Below are 16,321 nucleotides of genomic sequence, written 5' to 3'. Positions count from 1 at the left end.
TTCGCGAAGGCGGCCGCACCGTTGGCGCCGGCGTGGTGGCCAAGGTCATCAAGTAATACATCGGGAGTAGGGAATCGGGAATCGGGAATCGCTGGAGCGAAGCACGACACGCTCCAGATCGGTTACCATTCCCGATTCTCTATTCCCTGTTTCCGTTTTTACGCCAGTAGCTCAATTGGCAGAGCAGCGGTCTCCAAAACCGCAGGTTGGGGGTTCAAGTCCCTCCTGGCGTGCCACTTCACCGAGGATCAAGACGGATGGTGGTGGCAGGGTCGGCCGCAAGGCACGGCATGCCGCTGACACCCGGTCACCAGTGCATGAATACCAAGGTTGAACAGCCCAAGGGCACGAACGCCGCCGACATCGGCAAGCTGGTACTGGCGGTGCTGGTGCTGGCTGCCGGTATCTTTGCCTATTCCTGGCTTGGTCGGGACGGCAGCATTTCCTCGTCGGTGCGCCTGCTTGGCGTGCTCGCTGCGCTGGTCGTGGCGATGGCGATCGCGGCTTTTACCGCTCTGGGGCGGCGGGTTCGGAACTTCATTGCCGAATCGCAGTTCGAGATGCGCAAGGTCGTTTGGCCGACCCGCGACGAGACGATCAAGACGACGGGCATCATCATCGTGGTGGTAGTCGTCCTGTCGCTGCTGCTCGGTCTGATCGACCTGATCCTGAAGTCGGTCATTCTGGACTGGCTGCTGAAGCTGTAAGCCTGAGGTGAGCATGAGCAAGCGCTGGTATGTGGTACACGCCTATTCGGGCTTCGAAAATCAGGTGAAGCGGTCGCTCGAGGAGCGCATCAAGCGCGCCGAGATGGAAGAGCGGTTCGGTGAGGTGCTGGTGCCGACCGAGGAAGTGATCGAGATGCGTGGCGGCCAGAAGCGCCGCAGCGATCGCAAGTTCTTTCCCGGCTACGTGCTGGTCCAGATCGAGACGAACACCGAGGGCAAGTCGCCGCGCATCGACGACGAGTGCTGGCACCTGATCAAGGAAACTCCCAAGGTGATGGGCTTCATCGGCGGCACCGCCGATCGTCCGCTGCCGATCCGGGACAGCGAGGCCGATGCCATCCTCAGTCGGGTGCGTGAAGGCGTCGAGAAGCCCAGGCCCAAGGTGCTGTTCGAGCCGGGCGAGATGGTGCGTGTCACCGAAGGCCCGTTCAACGATTTCAACGGCGTTGTCGAGGAAGTCAACTACGAGAAGAGTCGCCTGCGCGTCGCGGTGCTGATCTTCGGTCGCTCGACCCCCGTAGAACTGGAATTCGGTCAGGTCGAGAAAGCCTGAGTCCGGGCGAAGTCCGATGGGGCGACTCCCGCGCGGCACCTTCGCCTTCTCCCCCGCTTGCGGGGGAGAGTTGGAGAGGGGGGACCCCCGCCTGACCAGATCCACCCGTTCTTGATTCACGCCCTGATGCCCCCGCTGGCACGGGGCTTGCTGATGATTCGCTAAATCTCTATACTGCGCGGTTCACGCGGGGTCTTTTTGGCCCGGCGTGTCCGCGTTTTCGGATCCGCAAGAGGCGGATCTTCCTTCCATCCACGGATCGGTGAACAGCGAGGAGCCGCAAGGCGCCTGGACTCGCGAGGAAAATCCCATGGCAAAGAAAGTTGTCGGTTACATCAAGCTGCAGGTCAAGGCCGGTCAGGCCAACCCTTCGCCGCCGGTCGGTCCCGCTCTCGGTCAGCGCGGCCTGAACATCATGGAATTCTGCAAGGCCTTCAATGCCGCCACGCAGAAGCTGGAGCCGGGTCTGCCGATTCCGTGCATCATCACGGCGTATTCCGACCGCAGTTTCACCTTCATCACCAAGACCCCGCCGGCCACGATTCTTCTGAAGAAGATCACCAGCACCGCGAAGGGTTCGTCCAAGCCGAACACCGACAAGGTGGGCAAGGTCACCCGCAAGCAGCTGGAAGACGTGGCAAAGCAGAAGGAGCCGGATCTGACGGCTGCCGATCTCGACGCCGCGGTGCGCACCATTGCCGGTAGCGCCCGCAGCATGGGCCTTGTGGTGGAGGGTTAAGACATGGCAAAGCTCACGAAGCGCATGAAGGCGGCCAAGGCCGCGGTGCAGCCGGGCAAGTTCTACGGCCTGGAAGAAGCACTGAAGATCATCAAGGACAACGCCAAGGCGAAGTTCGCCGAGTCGGTGGACGTGGCCGTACGCCTGGGCATCGACGCGAAGAAGTCGGACCAGGGCGTGCGTGGTTCCTCGCTGCTGCCGCATGGCACCGGCAAGACCGTCAAGGTTGCCGTGTTCTGCCCGCCGGGCGAGAAGGCCGAGGCCGCCAAGGCCGCCGGTGCCGACGCCGTCGGCATGGACGACCTGGCCGAGCGCATGCAGGCCGGTGATCTCGACTTCGGTCGCGTGATCGCCACGCCGGACGCGATGCGCGTGGTCGGCAAGCTGGGCCAGTTGCTCGGCCCGCGCGGCCTGATGCCGAACCCGAAGGACGGCTCGGTCACTGCCGACGTCGCCACCGCGGTGACCAATGCCAAGGCCGGCCAGGTGAAGTTCCGCAACGACAAGGCGGGCATCATCCACGCCACCATCGGCAAGGCCAGCTTCGATCCGGCACAGCTGGCGGAGAATCTGAACACGCTGATCGGCGACGTGGTCAAGGCCAAGCCGTCCACCGCCAAGGGCGTGTTCCTGCAGAAAGTGGCCTTGTCCAGCACGATGGGCGTCGGCGTTGCCGTCGATACCTCGTCGCTGACCCTGTCCGCCAAGTAAGACTCAAGTCCCGCGGCGCCCGATTCGGGCGGCGCGGGCAGTTTTTGAGGGCAGTTCCGGCCTGCTGCATGGGGCGGGACCGCTGTCAAAGACCGCAGGCGCAACCAGCGCGCGACGACGACGGGCAGGGAGCTCGGTGACGGCAGGGAATCGCCGGCGTCGCCAACGGGGTTGCTTAATCGGGTTCTTGCGAATCCGGCCTGCGCAGATGGTGCTGCCCCTTCTGGAATCGTTCGACTTCTGGAAAGGCCAACACCCGGGACACCGCAATGTCCCCGACGTCACGGATGGCGTCGCCCAGGACCGCAAGCGGCAGGAGCCGTGAGCGGAGTTCATTTGGAGGAGTGCAATGGCTCTCAATCTGTCACAGAAGAAAGAAGTAGTCGCCGAACTGGCAGACGTTGCTTCGAAGGCTCACTCCCTGGTCGCTGCCGAGTATGCGGGCACCACGGTCGCTCAGATGACCGCGATGCGCAAGAAGGCCCGCGAATCCGGTGTGTACTTGCGAGTTGTCAAGAACACGCTGGCGTCGCGCGCCGTGGCCGGTACCGAATTCGAGGTCGTCAAGGACGTCCTGGTCGGTCCGCTGCTGTACGCATTCTCGACCGAAGAACCCGGCGCTGCCGGGCGTCTGATCCAGGAATTTGCCAAGGGCAACGACAAGCTGAAGGCGAAGCTCGTCTCGGTGGAAGGCAAGCTGCTGCCGGCGTCGCACGTCGACGTGCTGGCTGCGTTGCCGACCCGCGAACAGGCGCTGGCCATGCTGGCCCGCGTGCTGGCCGAACCGGCCACCATGTTCGCGCGCGTCGTCAAGGCCGTCGCCGATCAGCAGGGTGGTGGCGAAGTCGCCGCCGAAGCCCCGGCTGAAGCCGAACCCGCCTAAGTTCATCGTCTATCAATCCGAATCTATTTCCAGAGGTAAATGCAATGTCCCTGACCAACGAACAGATCGTTGAAGCCGTCGCCGCCAAGTCGCTGATGGAAGTGATGGACCTGGTGAAGGCCATCGAAGAGAAGTTTGGCGTCACCGCCGCTGCCCCGGTTGCCGTGGCCGGCCCGGCTGCTGCTGCTCCGGTTGCCGAAGCGCAGACCGAGTTCGACGTGATCCTGAAGAACGCCGGCGCCAAGAAGGTCGACGTGATCAAGGCTGTCCGCGCGATCACCGGCCTGGGCCTGAAGGAAGCCAAGGACCTCACCGAGGCCGGCGGCGTCCTGAAGGAAGCCGTGTCCAAGGAAGACGCCGAGAAGTTCAAGAAGGACCTCGAAGCTGCCGGCGCCACCGTCGAATTGAAGTAATCGGCGTTTGTACGCCGCTGCTTCGACTTGATGTCAAAGCAAGCCTGGGAGCGAAAGCTCCCGGGCTTTGCCCGTTTGAACGGGAATGGGGAATGGAGAATCGGGAATTGTCGAAGAAGGCGCGCTCCGCTTTGACGATTCCCGATTCTCGATTCCCAAATCCCGACCCCGGATGGCCTTGGCCATCCGGCAAAGACCAGATTTTTTCATTCAGCCGGTGTGTGCACCACCGGCGTCACTGCGAACCGAGGCGCTACCGATCATGGCCTACTCGTTTACCGAGAAGAAACGCATCCGCAAGGACTTTGGCAAGCGTCCGCCCGTACTGGGCGTGCCAAACCTGCTGACCATCCAGACTGATTCCTATCGGGAGTTCCTGCAGGAGCATGTTGCGCCGAAGCAGCGTGGCGAGAAGGGTCTGCATGCCGCGTTGAAGTCGGTGTTCCCGATTTCCAGCTATTCGGGCAATGCCGCACTCGAGTATGTCGACTACCGCCTCGGCGAGCCGGCGTTCGACGAGCGCGAGTGCCGCAACCGCGGCATGACCTACGGTGCGCCGCTGCGCACCACCGTGCGCCTGGTCATCTATGACAAGGACAGCCCGGCCTCGAAGAAGGTGGTGAAGTACATCAAGGAGCAGGAGGTCTACATGGGCGAGATTCCGCTCATGACCGACACCGGCACCTTCATCATCAACGGCACCGAGCGCGTGATCGTCTCGCAGCTGCATCGTTCGCCGGGCGTGTTCTTCGACCACGACCGCGGCAAGACGCACAGCTCGGGCAAGCTGCTGTTCTCCGCCCGCGTGATCCCCTACCGTGGTTCGTGGCTGGACTTCGAGTTCGATCCGAAGGACGCGCTGTTCACCCGCATCGACCGTCGCCGCAAGCTGCCGGTGACGGTGCTGCTGCGCGCGCTCGGCTACAACAACGAAGAAATGCTCGCCACGTTCTTCGAGCACAACGTGTTCCACCTGGGCAAGAAGGGCGGCACCACGCTGGAGCTGGTTGCCGAGCGCCTGCGCGGCGAGACGCTCTCCTTCGATCTGGCGATCGGCGGCAAGGTGCTGGTGGAAGCCGGCAAGCGCATCACCGCGCGTCACGTGCGTCAGCTGGCCGCGGAAAACATCACCGCGCTGGAAGTGCCGGATGACTACCCGGTCGGCCGCATCGTGGCCACCGACATCGTCGACAGCAAGACCGGCGAACTGCTGGCCTCGGCCAACGACGAGATCACTGCCGAGCAGATGGAGGCGTTCCGCAAGGCCGGCATCGAGACCGTGCCGACGCTGTACGTCAACGACCTGGACCGCGGCGCCTACATCTCGCACACCCTGCGCATCGACAACACCAAGACGCCGCTGGAGGCGCTGGTGGAAATCTACCGCATGATGCGTCCGGGCGAGCCGCCGACCAAGGATGCCGCGCAGAACCTGTTCTTCAACCTGTTCTTCACCTTCGATCGCTACGACCTGTCGGCCGTGGGCCGGATGAAGTTCAACCGTCGCGTCGGCCGCAAGGACATCCTCGGCCCGGGCGTGCTGTACGACCACAAGTACTTCAGCGAGCGCAAGGAAGACGAGTCGCAGCGCCTGGTCGCCGAGCAGGGCGAGAGTTCCGACATCCTCGACGTGCTGAAGGTGCTGATCGACATCAAGAACGGTCATGGCACCGTCGACGACATCGACCACCTGGGCAACCGCCGCGTGCGTTCGGTCGGCGAAATGGCCGAGAACACCTTCCGCATCGGCCTGGTCCGTGTGGAGCGTGCGGTGCGCGAGCGCCTGTCGCTGGCCGAGGCCGATGGCCTGACCCCGCAGGACCTGATCAACGCCAAGCCGGTGGCGGCCGCGGTGAAGGAGTTCTTCGGCTCCTCGCAGCTGTCCCAGTTCATGGACCAGAACAACCCGCTGTCGGAAGTCACCCACAAGCGCCGCGTGTCGGCCCTTGGACCGGGCGGCCTGACCCGCGAACGCGCCGGCTTCGAAGTGCGCGACGTGCATCCGACCCATTACGGCCGCGTCTGCACCATCGAAACGCCGGAAGGCCCGAACATCGGCCTGATCAACTCGCTGGCCGTGTACGCCCGCACCAACTCGTATGGCTTCCTAGAGACGCCGTACCGCAAGGTCGCGGGTGGCAAGGTGACCGACAAGGTCGACTACCTGTCGGCGATCGAGGAAGGCGATCACGTGATCGCCCAGGCGAACTCGCCGCTGGACAAGCACGGCGCCTTCATCGAGGACTTCGTGTCCTGCCGTTTCCGTGGCGAATCCGAGCTGCGTCCGGCCGCTGAAGTCGACTACATGGACGTCTCGCCGATGCAGACCGTGTCGGTCGCCGCGGCGCTGGTGCCGTTCCTGGAGCACGATGACGCGAACCGCGCGCTGATGGGCGCGAACATGCAGCGCCAGGCCGTGCCGACCCTGCGTTCGCAGACCCCGCTGGTGGGTACCGGCATCGAGCGCGCCGTGGCACGTGACTCGGGCGTCATCGTCTCCGCCAAGCGCGGCGGCGTGATCGACCAGGTCGATGCGGCCCGTATCGTGGTGCGCGTCAACGAGGAAGAGGTCGGCGACAACGACGCCGGCGTCGACATCTACACGCTGACCAAGTACACCCGTTCCAACCAGAACACCAACCTGAACCAGCGTCCGCTGGTGAACGTGGGTGACGTGGTGGCGAAGGGCGACACGCTGGCCGACGGTTCGTCGACCGACCTGGGCGAGCTCGCGCTCGGCCAGAACATGCTGATCGCCTTCATGCCCTGGAACGGCTACAACTTCGAAGACTCGATCCTGCTGTCCGAGCGCGTCGTGCAGGAAGACCGCTACACCTCGATCCACATCGAGGAGCTGTCGTGCATCGCGCGTGACACCAAGCTGGGCGCCGAGGAAATCACCGCCGACATCCCGAACGTGGGCGAGCAGGCGCTGGCGCGCCTGGACGAGAGCGGCATCGTGTACATCGGTGCCGAGGTCAAGGCCGGTGACATCATGGTCGGCAAGGTCACGCCGAAGGGCGAAAGCCAGCTGACCCCGGAAGAGAAGCTGCTGCGCGCGATTTTCGGCGAGAAGGCGTCCGACGTGAAGGACAGCTCGTTGCGCGTGCCGCCGGGCATGGACGGCACCGTCATCGACGTGCAGGTGTTCACCCGCGACGGCATCGAGAAGGACAAGCGCGCCCGCCAGATCGAGGAGACCGAGGTCAAGCGGATCCGCAAGGATCTGGATGACCAGTTCCGCATCCTCGAAGGCGCGATCTACAGCCGCATGCGCACCCAGTTGCTCGGCAAGTCCGCGATGAGCGGCCCGGGTGGCCTGAAGCGTGGCACCGAGATCACCGACGCCTACCTGGACGGCCTGAAGAAGGACGACTGGTTCAAGATCAACGTCAAGGACGAGGACGTCACCGAGTTCCTCGAGCGTGCGGCCGACCAGATCAAGCGCCACCGGGAAGAGTTCGACAAGCGCTTCAAGGAGAAGCAGGGCAAGATCACCCAGGGCGACGACCTCGCGCCGGGCGTGCTGAAGATGGTCAAGGTGTTCCTGGCCGTGAAGCGCCGCATCCAGCCGGGCGACAAGATGGCCGGTCGCCACGGCAACAAGGGCGTGGTGTCGAACGTGGTGCCGGTGGAAGACATGCCGTACTCCGCCGACGGCGTGCCGGTCGACATCGTGCTGAACCCGCTGGGCGTGCCGTCGCGCATGAACATCGGGCAGATTCTGGAAGTGCATCTGGGCTGGGCTGCCAAGGGCCTGGGCAAGAAGATCCAGAAGATGCTCGAGGCGCAGGAGAAGGTCGCCAAGATCCGCGAGTTCCTCGACCAGATCTACAACACCCACGTGGCCGGTGCCGTGCAGCACGTCGACCTGAAGTCGCTCACCGACAAGGAGATCTTCACGCTCGCCACCAACCTGCAGGTGGGTGTGCCGATGGCGACGCCGGTGTTCGACGGTGCCGAAGAGACCGAGATCAAGGCGATGCTGAAGCTGGCGGATCTGCCCGAGTCGGGCCAGACCACGCTGTACGACGGCCGCACCGGCGAGGCGTTCGATCGCCCGGTCACCGTGGGCTACATGCACTACCTGAAGCTCAACCACCTGGTTGACGACAAGATGCATGCGCGCTCCACCGGTCCGTACTCGCTGGTCACCCAGCAGCCGCTGGGCGGCAAGGCGCAGTTTGGTGGCCAGCGCTTCGGCGAAATGGAAGTCTGGGCGCTGGAAGCCTACGGCGCGGCTTACACCCTGCAGGAAATGCTGACGGTGAAATCCGACGACGTGCAGGGCCGCAACCAGATGTACAAGAACATCGTCGACGGCAACCACGAGATGTCCGCGGGCATGCCGGAGTCCTTCAACGTGCTGGTGAAGGAAATCCGCTCGCTCGCCATCAACATCGATCTGGAAGAGGTCAAGTGACTGGCGGGATTCGGGCATCGGGACACGGGATTTGCGAAAGCAGACCCGGCTCCCGGTCCCGGATCCGGCGAACCTGATCCTGTTCGAATCGCGGACCTCGACCCAAGACAAGCTCCGACCGGAGATTCAAATGAAAGACTTGCTCAACCTCTTCAACCAGCAGCGCGCGACGCCCGACTTCGACGCGATCAAGATCGCGCTCGCGTCGCCGGAGCTGATCCGCTCGTGGTCGTACGGCGAAGTGAAGAAGCCGGAAACCATCAACTACCGCACGTTCAAGCCCGAGCGTGACGGCCTGTTCTGCGCTGCCATCTTCGGTCCGGTGAAGGACTACGAGTGCCTGTGCGGCAAGTACAAGCGCATGAAGCATCGTGGCGTGGTCTGCGAGAAGTGCGGCACCGAAGTGACGCTGGCCAAGGTGCGCCGCGAGCGCATGGGCCACATCGAGCTGGCCAGCCCGACCGCGCACATCTGGTTCCTGAAGTCGCTGCCCTCGCGCATCGGCCTGATGCTGGACATGACCCTGCGCGACATCGAGCGCATCCTGTACTTCGAGGCCTTCGTGGTGATCGATGCAGGCATGACCGCGCTCGAGCGCGGCCAGCTGCTCAGCGAAGACCAGTACCTCGAGGCGACCGAAGAGCATGGCGACGAATTCGACGCCCGCATGGGCGCCGAGGCCGTCTTCCACCTGCTGAAGTCGCTGGACCTGCCGGGCGAGGTCATCCGCCTGAAGGAAGAGATCACCTCCACCAATTCCGAGACCAAGCTGAAGCGCCTCACCAAGCGCGTCAAGCTGATCGAGGCGTTCCTGGAATCCGGCAACAAGCCGGAGTGGATGGTGCTGACCGTGCTGCCCGTGCTGCCGCCGGACCTGCGTCCGCTGGTGCCGCTGGATGGTGGCCGTTTCGCCACCTCCGACCTGAACGACCTGTATCGCCGCGTGATCAACCGCAACAACCGCCTCAAGCGGCTGCTCGAGCTCAACGCGCCTGACATCATCGTGCGCAACGAGAAGCGCATGCTGCAGGAATCGGTCGATGCGCTGCTCGACAACGGCCGCCGCGGCCGTGCCATCACCGGCACCAACAAGCGTGCGCTGAAGTCGCTGGCCGACATGATCAAGGGCAAGCAGGGCCGCTTCCGCCAGAACCTGCTCGGCAAGCGCGTGGACTACTCCGGCCGCTCGGTGATCGTGGTCGGTCCGACCCTGCGCCTGCACCAGTGCGGTCTGCCCAAGAAGATGGCGCTTGAGCTGTTCAAGCCGTTCATCTTCGCCAAGCTGCAGGCGCGTGGCGAAGCCACCACCATCAAGGCGGCCAAGAAGCTGGTGGAGCGCGAGGAAGCGCAGGTCTGGGACATCCTCGAAGAGGTGATCCGCGAACATCCGGTCATGCTGAACCGCGCGCCGACCCTGCATCGCCTCGGCATCCAGGCGTTCGAGCCGAAGCTGATCGAAGGCAAGGCGATCCAGCTGCATCCGCTGGTGTGTACCGCGTTCAACGCCGACTTCGACGGCGACCAGATGGCCGTCCATGTGCCGCTGTCGATCGAGGCGCAGCTGGAAGCGCGCACCTTGATGATGTCGACCAACAACATCCTGTCGCCAGCCAACGGCGAGCCGATCATCGTGCCGACGCAGGACGTGGTGCTGGGTCTGTATTACCTGACCCGCGAGCTCATCAACGCCAAGGGCACCGGCATGGTGTTCTCCGGCATCGGTGAGGCACGTCGTGCATACGACAACCGCGCAGTGGAATTGCACGCCAAGGTCAAGGTGCGCATGAAGCTGGTGCACATCGCCGAAGACGGCACCCGCACGCAGCAGACCCGGATCGTCGACACGACGGTGGGTCGTGCCCTGCTGGCCGAAATCATGCCCGAGGGTCTGCCGTTCGAGCTGGCCAACACCGAGCTGACCAAGAAGAACATCTCGCGCCTGATCAACTCCAGCTACCGTCTGCTGGGCCTGAAGGACACGGTCGTGTTCGCCGATCAGCTGATGTACGCCGGCTATCGCTACGCGACCCGGTCGGGCATCTCGATCGGCATCGACGACATGCTGATCCCGGACGAGAAGAAGCCGATCCTGGAAGAAGCCGAGAAGGAAGTCGTCGAGATCCAGCAGCAGTACCAGTCGGGTCTGGTCACCGCCGGCGAGCGCTACAACAAGGTGGTCGACATCTGGTCGCGCACCAGCGAACTGGTCGCCAAGGCGATGATCGACGGCATCGGCACCGAGAAGGTGAAGGATGCCGACGGCAAGATGGTCAACCAGAAGTCGATGAACTCGCTGTACATCATGGCCGACTCCGGCGCCCGTGGCTCGGTGGCGCAGATTCGCCAGCTGGCCGGCATGCGCGGCCTGATGGCCCGTCCGGATGGCTCGATCATCGAGACCCCGATCAAGGCCAACTTCCGCGAAGGCCTGAACGTGCTGCAGTACTTCAACTCGACCCACGGCGCTCGAAAGGGCCTGGCGGATACCGCGTTGAAGACGGCGAACTCCGGTTACCTGACCCGTCGCCTGGTCGACGTGGCGCAGGACGTGGTCATCACCATGGATGACTGCGGCACCGAGGACGGCATCCTCATGCAGCCGATCGTCGAAGGCGGCGATGTGGTCGAGCCGTTGCGCGAGCGCGTGCTGGGTCGCGTGGTGGTCGAGGACGTCTACGCCCCCGGCGACGACGACCAGCCGATCGTCACCCGCGACACCCTGCTCAACGAGGCCCTGGTCGAGAAGCTCGACAAGGCCGGCGTACAGCTGATCAAGGTGCGTTCGCCGATCACCTGCGAAGCCGAGCATGGCGTGTGCAAGCTGTGCTACGGCCGCGATCTGGCCCGTGGCCATCTGGTCAACATGGGTGAAGCCGTGGGTGTGGTGGCCGCGCAGTCGATCGGCGAGCCCGGCACCCAGCTGACCATGCGTACGTTCCACATCGGCGGCGCGGCTTCGCGTGCGGCGGCGGTGGACAACGTGACGGTGAAGACCACCGGCTCGCTGAAGTACAACAACCTGAAGTCGGTGCAGCACAAGGCCGGCCACCTGGTCGCGGTGTCGCGTTCGGGCGAACTGAGCGTGATCGACGCCAGCGGTCGCGAGCGCGAGCGCTACAAGGTGCCGTACGGCGCCACCATCGCGGTCAAGGACGGTGCGGCGGTCAAGCCTGGCCAGACCGTGGCCAACTGGGACCCGCATACCCATCCGATCGTCACCGAGGTGGCCGGCGTGGTGCGCTTCATCGACTTCCTCGATGGCGTCACCGTGCAGAGCCAGACCGATGAACTCACCGGCCTGGAGTCGGCGGTGGTCACCGATCCGAAGCGCCGCGGCGCGCAGGCGAAGGACCTGCGTCCGATCGTGCGCCTGGAAGATGCCAAGGGTCGCGAGCTGAAGCTGCCGGGCACCGACATCGCCGCGCAGTACTTCCTGCCGGCCGGTGCGATCGTGTCGATCCAGAACGGTGCCGAAGTGGGCGTGGGCGACGTGGTGGCCCGTATCCCGCAGGAATCGTCGAAGACCCGCGACATCACCGGTGGTCTGCCCCGCGTGGCCGACCTGTTCGAGGCACGCAAGCCGAAGGAACCGGCGATCCTGGCCGAGCGCTCGGGCATCATCAGCTTCGGCAAGGACACCAAGGGCAAGCAGCGCCTGGTGATCAAGGACGTCGACGGCAATGAGCACGAAGAGCTGATTCCGAAGTGGCGCCAGGTCATCGTGTTCGAAGGCGAGCATGTGGAGAAGGGCGAAACCGTCGTCGACGGCGAGCCGAGCCCGCATGACATCCTGCGCCTGCTGGGCGTGGAGCCGCTGGCCTCGTACCTGGTCAAGGAAATCCAGGACGTGTACCGCCTGCAGGGCGTGAAGATCAACGACAAGCACATCGAAGCGATCATTCGCCAGATGCTGCGCAAGGTCGAGATCGTCGAGCCGGGTGACAGTCACTACCTGCGCGGCGAGCAGATCGAGCGCGTGCGGATCAATGGCGAAAACGATCGTGCCGAAAGCAAGGGCGAGCGCCCGGCGCAGTATCAGTCGATCCTGCTGGGCATCACCAAGGCCTCGCTGGCGACCGAGTCGTTCATCTCGGCGGCCTCGTTCCAGGAAACCACCCGCGTCCTCACCGAGGCGGCGGTTCGTGGCACACGCGATACCTTGCGTGGCCTGAAGGAAAATGTTATTGTCGGCCGTCTAATTCCGGCAGGTACAGGCTTGGCGTACCACGCATCGCGTCGTCGCCAGGGCGGTTTGTCCGCCTCGGATCTGGAAACTCTCTCCAGCGCCACGCCTGCAGCTTCGTTCGCCGAGGCTCCGGTCGGTAGTGAAAACGGTGTCGAGTAAGTCCCTCGGGGGCGTTGCTCGCTGACATACGAAATGAGGTGCATGGACGCACCTCGTGTTCGGGTCCAGGACGACTGAGCGTTGGCTTGCCTATGGCAAGCTGCTCATGTTAAATTCCCGCTTCTTGGCAGACCGAGCTTGATCGGGCTGCCTTTATGTTTTCAGGAACAGCTACGCATGACGACAGTCAATCAGTTGGTGCGCAAATCGCGCAGCCCCAAGACCTACAAGAGCGGGTCGCCGGCCCTGCAGAGCAGCCCGCAGCGTCGTGGTGTCTGCACCCGCGTCTACACGACCACCCCGAAAAAGCCGAACTCGGCGTTGCGCAAGGTTGCCAAGGTGCGCCTGACCAACGGTTTCGAGGTCATCAGCTACATCGGTGGCGAAGGTCACAACCTGCAGGAGCACTCGGTGGTGCTGATCCGCGGCGGTCGCGTCAAGGACCTGCCCGGTGTGCGTTACCACACGGTGCGTGGCAGCCTGGACTGCGCTGGTGTCACCAAGCGTCGTCAGTCGCGCTCGAAGTACGGCGCCAAGCGCCCGAAGAAGTAATGTCGCGCGGCCCTCGCTGGCCGCTTTACAGGCGGGCAGGAATGTCCGCGAAAATAACGGACAACAAACATGTCGCGTAAAGGTTCACATCCCGCCCGTCTGGTTCTGCCGGATCCCAAGCATGGCAGCCAGCTGATCGCCCGCTTCATCAACATGGTGATGAAGAGCGGTAAGAAGTCGGTCGCCGAGAGCATCGTCTACGGTGCCCTGCAGCACATTGGCGAAAAGAACGCCGAGCCGGTGGCTCTGGTCGAGAAGGCGCTGAACAACATCGCTCCGGCGGTCGAAGTGAAGTCCCGTCGTGTCGGCGGCGCCACCTATCAGGTGCCGGTCGAGGTGCGTCCGGGTCGCCGCATGGCGCTGGCCATGCGCTGGGTCATCGATGCGGCGCGCAAGCGCGGCGAGACCTCGATGCCGCGCAAGCTGGCTGCCGAGCTGCTGGAAGCCTCCGAGAGCCGCGGCGGCGCTGCCAAGAAGCGTGAAGAAACGCACCGCATGGCCGAGGCCAACAAGGCCTTCTCGCACTACCGCTGGTAAGTGCGTTTTCCGTGCCGCCTTCATCGGCGGCACGAGTTGGCTGATGGCTCTGTGCCTCGCCGATGGCGGCAAAAGGATCCGGCGCCCATGCCGGACTTTTCATAAAAGCTGCAGCCGGATGGCTGCGTGAATCCTGGGCAGGATCGCCCGATACAGGTAGATATCCATGGCACGTACCACTCCCCTCGCGCGCTATCGCAACTTCGGCATCATGGCGCACATCGACGCCGGCAAGACCACCACGACCGAGCGCATCCTGTTCTACACCGGTGTCAGTCACAAGATTGGCGAGGTGCACGACGGTGCGGCCACGATGGACTGGATGGAGCAGGAGCAGGAGCGTGGCATCACCATTACGTCGGCGGCAACGACGGCGTTCTGGAAGGGCATGGACGGCTCCATGGAGCAGCACCGCTTCAACATCATCGACACCCCGGGACACGTCGACTTCACCATCGAGGTGGAGCGCTCGCTGCGCGTGCTCGACGGCGCGGTGTTCGTGCTGTGTGCGGTCGGTGGCGTGCAGCCGCAGTCCGAGACGGTGTGGCGCCAGGCCAACAAGTACCGGGTGCCGCGGCTTGCGTTCGTCAACAAGATGGACCGCACCGGTGCCAACTTCGACAAGGTCGTCAGCCAGCTGAAGGCCCGCCTGGGTGCGCACCCGGTGCCGATGCAGGTGCCGATCGGCGCCGAAGACGGTTTCGAGGGCGTGGTCGACCTGCTGAAGATGAAGGCGATCATCTGGGACATGGAATCCCAGGGCATGAAGTTCGAGTACCGCGACATCCCGGCGGATCTGGTCGACGCCGCCACCGAAGCGCATGCGTTCATGGTCGAGTCGGCGGCCGAAGCCACCGAAGAGCTGATGAACAAGTACCTGGAAGGCGGCGACCTGTCCGAGGCCGAAGTCATCGCCGGTCTGCGTCAGCGCACGCTGGCCAACGAGATCATCCCGGTGTTCTGCGGTACCGCGTTCAAGAACAAGGGCGTCCAGGCGATGCTCGACGCAGTGGTGCAGCTGCTGCCGTCGCCCGCCGACCGCCCGCCGGTGGCCGGCATCGACGAGGACGACAACGAGGCCAGCCGTCCCGCGGACGACAAGGCGCCGTTCTCCGCGCTGGCATTCAAGATCATGACCGACCCGTTCGTGGGTTCGCTGACCTTCTTCCGTGTCTATTCGGGCACGTTGAACTCCGGCGATGCCGTGTACAACCCGGTCAAGAGCAAGAAGGAACGCGTGGGCCGCATCCTGCAGATGCACGCCAACGAGCGTCACGAGCTGAAGGAAGTGTGTGCTGGCGACATCGCCGCCGCGGTTGGCCTGAAGGACGTGACGACCGGTGACACGCTGTGCTCGCAGGAACACATCATCACCCTGGAGCGGATGTCGTTCCCGGAGCCGGTGATCTCGATGGCGGTCGAGCCGAAGACCAAGTCGGACCAGGAAAAGATGGGCATCGCCCTCGGCCGTCTGGCCGCGGAGGATCCGTCGTTCCGCGTGCGTACCGACGAGGAATCGGGCCAGACCATCATCTCCGGCATGGGCGAGCTGCACCTGGACATCTTGGTCGACCGCATGCGCCGCGAGTTCAACGTCGAGGCGAACGTCGGCAAGCCGCAGGTGGCCTACCGCGAAACGATCCGCCTGGCGGACGTGAAGTCGGACTACAAGCACGCCAAGCAGTCGGGCGGCAAGGGCCAGTACGGTCACGTCGTGATCGAGATGTCACCGATCAGCGAAGCGGATCGTGCAGACGAGAAGATCGCCGCGCTGATCAAGGACGACTTCCTGTTCATCAACGACATCACCGGTGGCGTGATTCCGAAGGAATTCATCCCGTCGGTCGAAAAGGGTCTGCGCGAGACGATCACCAGCGGTCCGCTGGCCGGCTTCCCGGTGGTGAATGTGAAGGCCAAGCTGGTCTTCGGTTCCTACCATGACGTCGACTCGTCGGAAATGGCGTTCAAGCTCGCTGCGTCGATGGCGTTCAAGCAGGGCTTCAACAAGGCCAGCCCGGTGCTGCTCGAGCCGATCATGAAGGTCGAGATCGTCACCCCGGAGGACTACATGGGCGACGTGATGGGCGACATCAGCAAGCGTCGCGGCATGCTCACCGGTCAGGAAGACACGCCGTCGGGCAAGACCATCAACGCCGAAGTGCCGCTGGGTGAAATGTTCGGTTACGCGACCACGATTCGTTCGCTGACGCAGGGCCGTGCCACCTTCACCATGGAATTCGATCACTACGCCGAGGCGCCGACCAACGTCGCCGAGCAGGTGATGAAGAAGGCGTAAGCCGTGCGATCTTCCAGATCGCGTTAGCAGGGATCAAGGCGCGGCACCCGTGTCGTAGCCTCCAACGGCGCCCCTTCGTGGACGCATTATCAAATTCAAGTTATCTCAGAGGTTTGAGTCATGGCAAAGGGTAAATTCGAA

11 protein-coding genes and 1 tRNA gene are annotated in these 16,321 nt (G+C 63.7%); all 12 read left to right on the top strand.

Translation table 11 applies throughout. The features are described 5' to 3' along the window. Window positions 1–160: 160 nt before the first annotated feature. Window positions 161–236 (top strand) — tRNA-Trp (locus UU7_RS16200). An 81-nt stretch (window positions 237–317) separates the two neighbouring features. Then, on the top strand, window positions 318–707 hold the full coding sequence (secE, locus tag UU7_RS16195; protein ID WP_040673612.1) for a preprotein translocase subunit SecE: 390 nt from the start codon (window positions 318–320) through the stop codon (window positions 705–707). A gap of 13 nt (window positions 708–720) precedes the next feature. Then, window positions 721–1,281, top strand: coding sequence for a transcription termination/antitermination protein NusG (gene nusG, locus UU7_RS16190; RefSeq protein WP_007810205.1), 561 nt, complete (start codon window positions 721–723; stop codon window positions 1,279–1,281). A gap of 310 nt (window positions 1,282–1,591) precedes the next feature. After that, the gene (gene rplK, locus UU7_RS16185; RefSeq protein WP_007810203.1) at window positions 1,592–2,020 is read left to right on the top strand and encodes a 50S ribosomal protein L11; all 429 of its coding nucleotides are present in this window, start codon (window positions 1,592–1,594) and stop codon (window positions 2,018–2,020) included. A gap of 3 nt (window positions 2,021–2,023) precedes the next feature. Continuing rightward, the gene (rplA, locus tag UU7_RS16180; RefSeq protein WP_007810201.1) at window positions 2,024–2,731 is read left to right on the top strand and encodes a 50S ribosomal protein L1; all 708 of its coding nucleotides are present in this window, start codon (window positions 2,024–2,026) and stop codon (window positions 2,729–2,731) included. 349 nt (window positions 2,732–3,080) lie between these two features. Beyond that, window positions 3,081–3,614 (top strand): 50S ribosomal protein L10, encoded by a 534-nt coding sequence (gene rplJ / locus UU7_RS16175; protein WP_007810200.1) that lies wholly within the window; start codon window positions 3,081–3,083, stop codon window positions 3,612–3,614. 44 nt (window positions 3,615–3,658) lie between these two features. Next, entirely contained in the window at window positions 3,659–4,027 is a 369-nt protein-coding gene (gene rplL, locus UU7_RS16170; RefSeq protein WP_007810198.1) for a 50S ribosomal protein L7/L12, read from the top strand. Between the two features lie 259 nt (window positions 4,028–4,286). Continuing rightward, on the top strand, window positions 4,287–8,450 hold the full coding sequence (gene rpoB / locus UU7_RS16165; protein WP_193385092.1) for a DNA-directed RNA polymerase subunit beta: 4,164 nt from the start codon (window positions 4,287–4,289) through the stop codon (window positions 8,448–8,450). Between the two features lie 130 nt (window positions 8,451–8,580). Next, entirely contained in the window at window positions 8,581–12,795 is a 4,215-nt protein-coding gene (gene rpoC, locus UU7_RS16160; protein ID WP_007810193.1) for a DNA-directed RNA polymerase subunit beta', read from the top strand. Between the two features lie 177 nt (window positions 12,796–12,972). Beyond that, on the top strand, window positions 12,973–13,347 hold the full coding sequence (rpsL, locus tag UU7_RS16155; RefSeq protein ID WP_007810190.1) for a 30S ribosomal protein S12: 375 nt from the start codon (window positions 12,973–12,975) through the stop codon (window positions 13,345–13,347). A gap of 69 nt (window positions 13,348–13,416) precedes the next feature. Continuing rightward, complete coding sequence (gene rpsG, locus UU7_RS16150; protein ID WP_007514548.1) at window positions 13,417–13,884, top strand: 30S ribosomal protein S7; 468 nt, start codon at window positions 13,417–13,419, stop codon at window positions 13,882–13,884. Window positions 13,885–14,050: 166 nt separating this feature from the next. After that, window positions 14,051–16,180: an elongation factor G gene (fusA, locus tag UU7_RS16145; RefSeq protein WP_007810188.1), complete on the top strand. Its 2,130-nt coding sequence runs from the start codon at window positions 14,051–14,053 to the stop codon at window positions 16,178–16,180. The last annotated feature ends 141 nt before the right edge of the window (window positions 16,181–16,321 follow it).

Origin of the sequence: Rhodanobacter spathiphylli B39 (assembly GCF_000264295.1) — a bacterium.
Taxonomy (GTDB): Bacteria; Pseudomonadota; Gammaproteobacteria; order Xanthomonadales; family Rhodanobacteraceae; genus Rhodanobacter; species Rhodanobacter spathiphylli.
This window is presented reverse-complemented; position numbering and strand designations above follow the sequence as displayed.

Bases quoted from the DNA above. Each gene is read 5' to 3' on its own strand.
- rplA (WP_007810201.1), top strand. From the start codon at position 2,024: ATGGCAAAGCTCACGAAGCGCATGAAGGCGGCCAAGGCCGCGGTGCAG.
- secE (WP_040673612.1), top strand. From the start codon at position 318: ATGAATACCAAGGTTGAACAGCCCAAGGGCACGAACGCCGCCGACATC.
- rpsL (WP_007810190.1), top strand. From the start codon at position 12,973: ATGACGACAGTCAATCAGTTGGTGCGCAAATCGCGCAGCCCCAAGACC.
- nusG (WP_007810205.1), top strand. From the start codon at position 721: ATGAGCAAGCGCTGGTATGTGGTACACGCCTATTCGGGCTTCGAAAAT.
- rplJ (WP_007810200.1), top strand. From the start codon at position 3,081: ATGGCTCTCAATCTGTCACAGAAGAAAGAAGTAGTCGCCGAACTGGCA.
- rpoC (WP_007810193.1), top strand. From the start codon at position 8,581: ATGAAAGACTTGCTCAACCTCTTCAACCAGCAGCGCGCGACGCCCGAC.
- rplL (WP_007810198.1), top strand. From the start codon at position 3,659: ATGTCCCTGACCAACGAACAGATCGTTGAAGCCGTCGCCGCCAAGTCG.
- rpsG (WP_007514548.1), top strand. From the start codon at position 13,417: ATGTCGCGTAAAGGTTCACATCCCGCCCGTCTGGTTCTGCCGGATCCC.
- fusA (WP_007810188.1), top strand. From the start codon at position 14,051: ATGGCACGTACCACTCCCCTCGCGCGCTATCGCAACTTCGGCATCATG.
- rplK (WP_007810203.1), top strand. From the start codon at position 1,592: ATGGCAAAGAAAGTTGTCGGTTACATCAAGCTGCAGGTCAAGGCCGGT.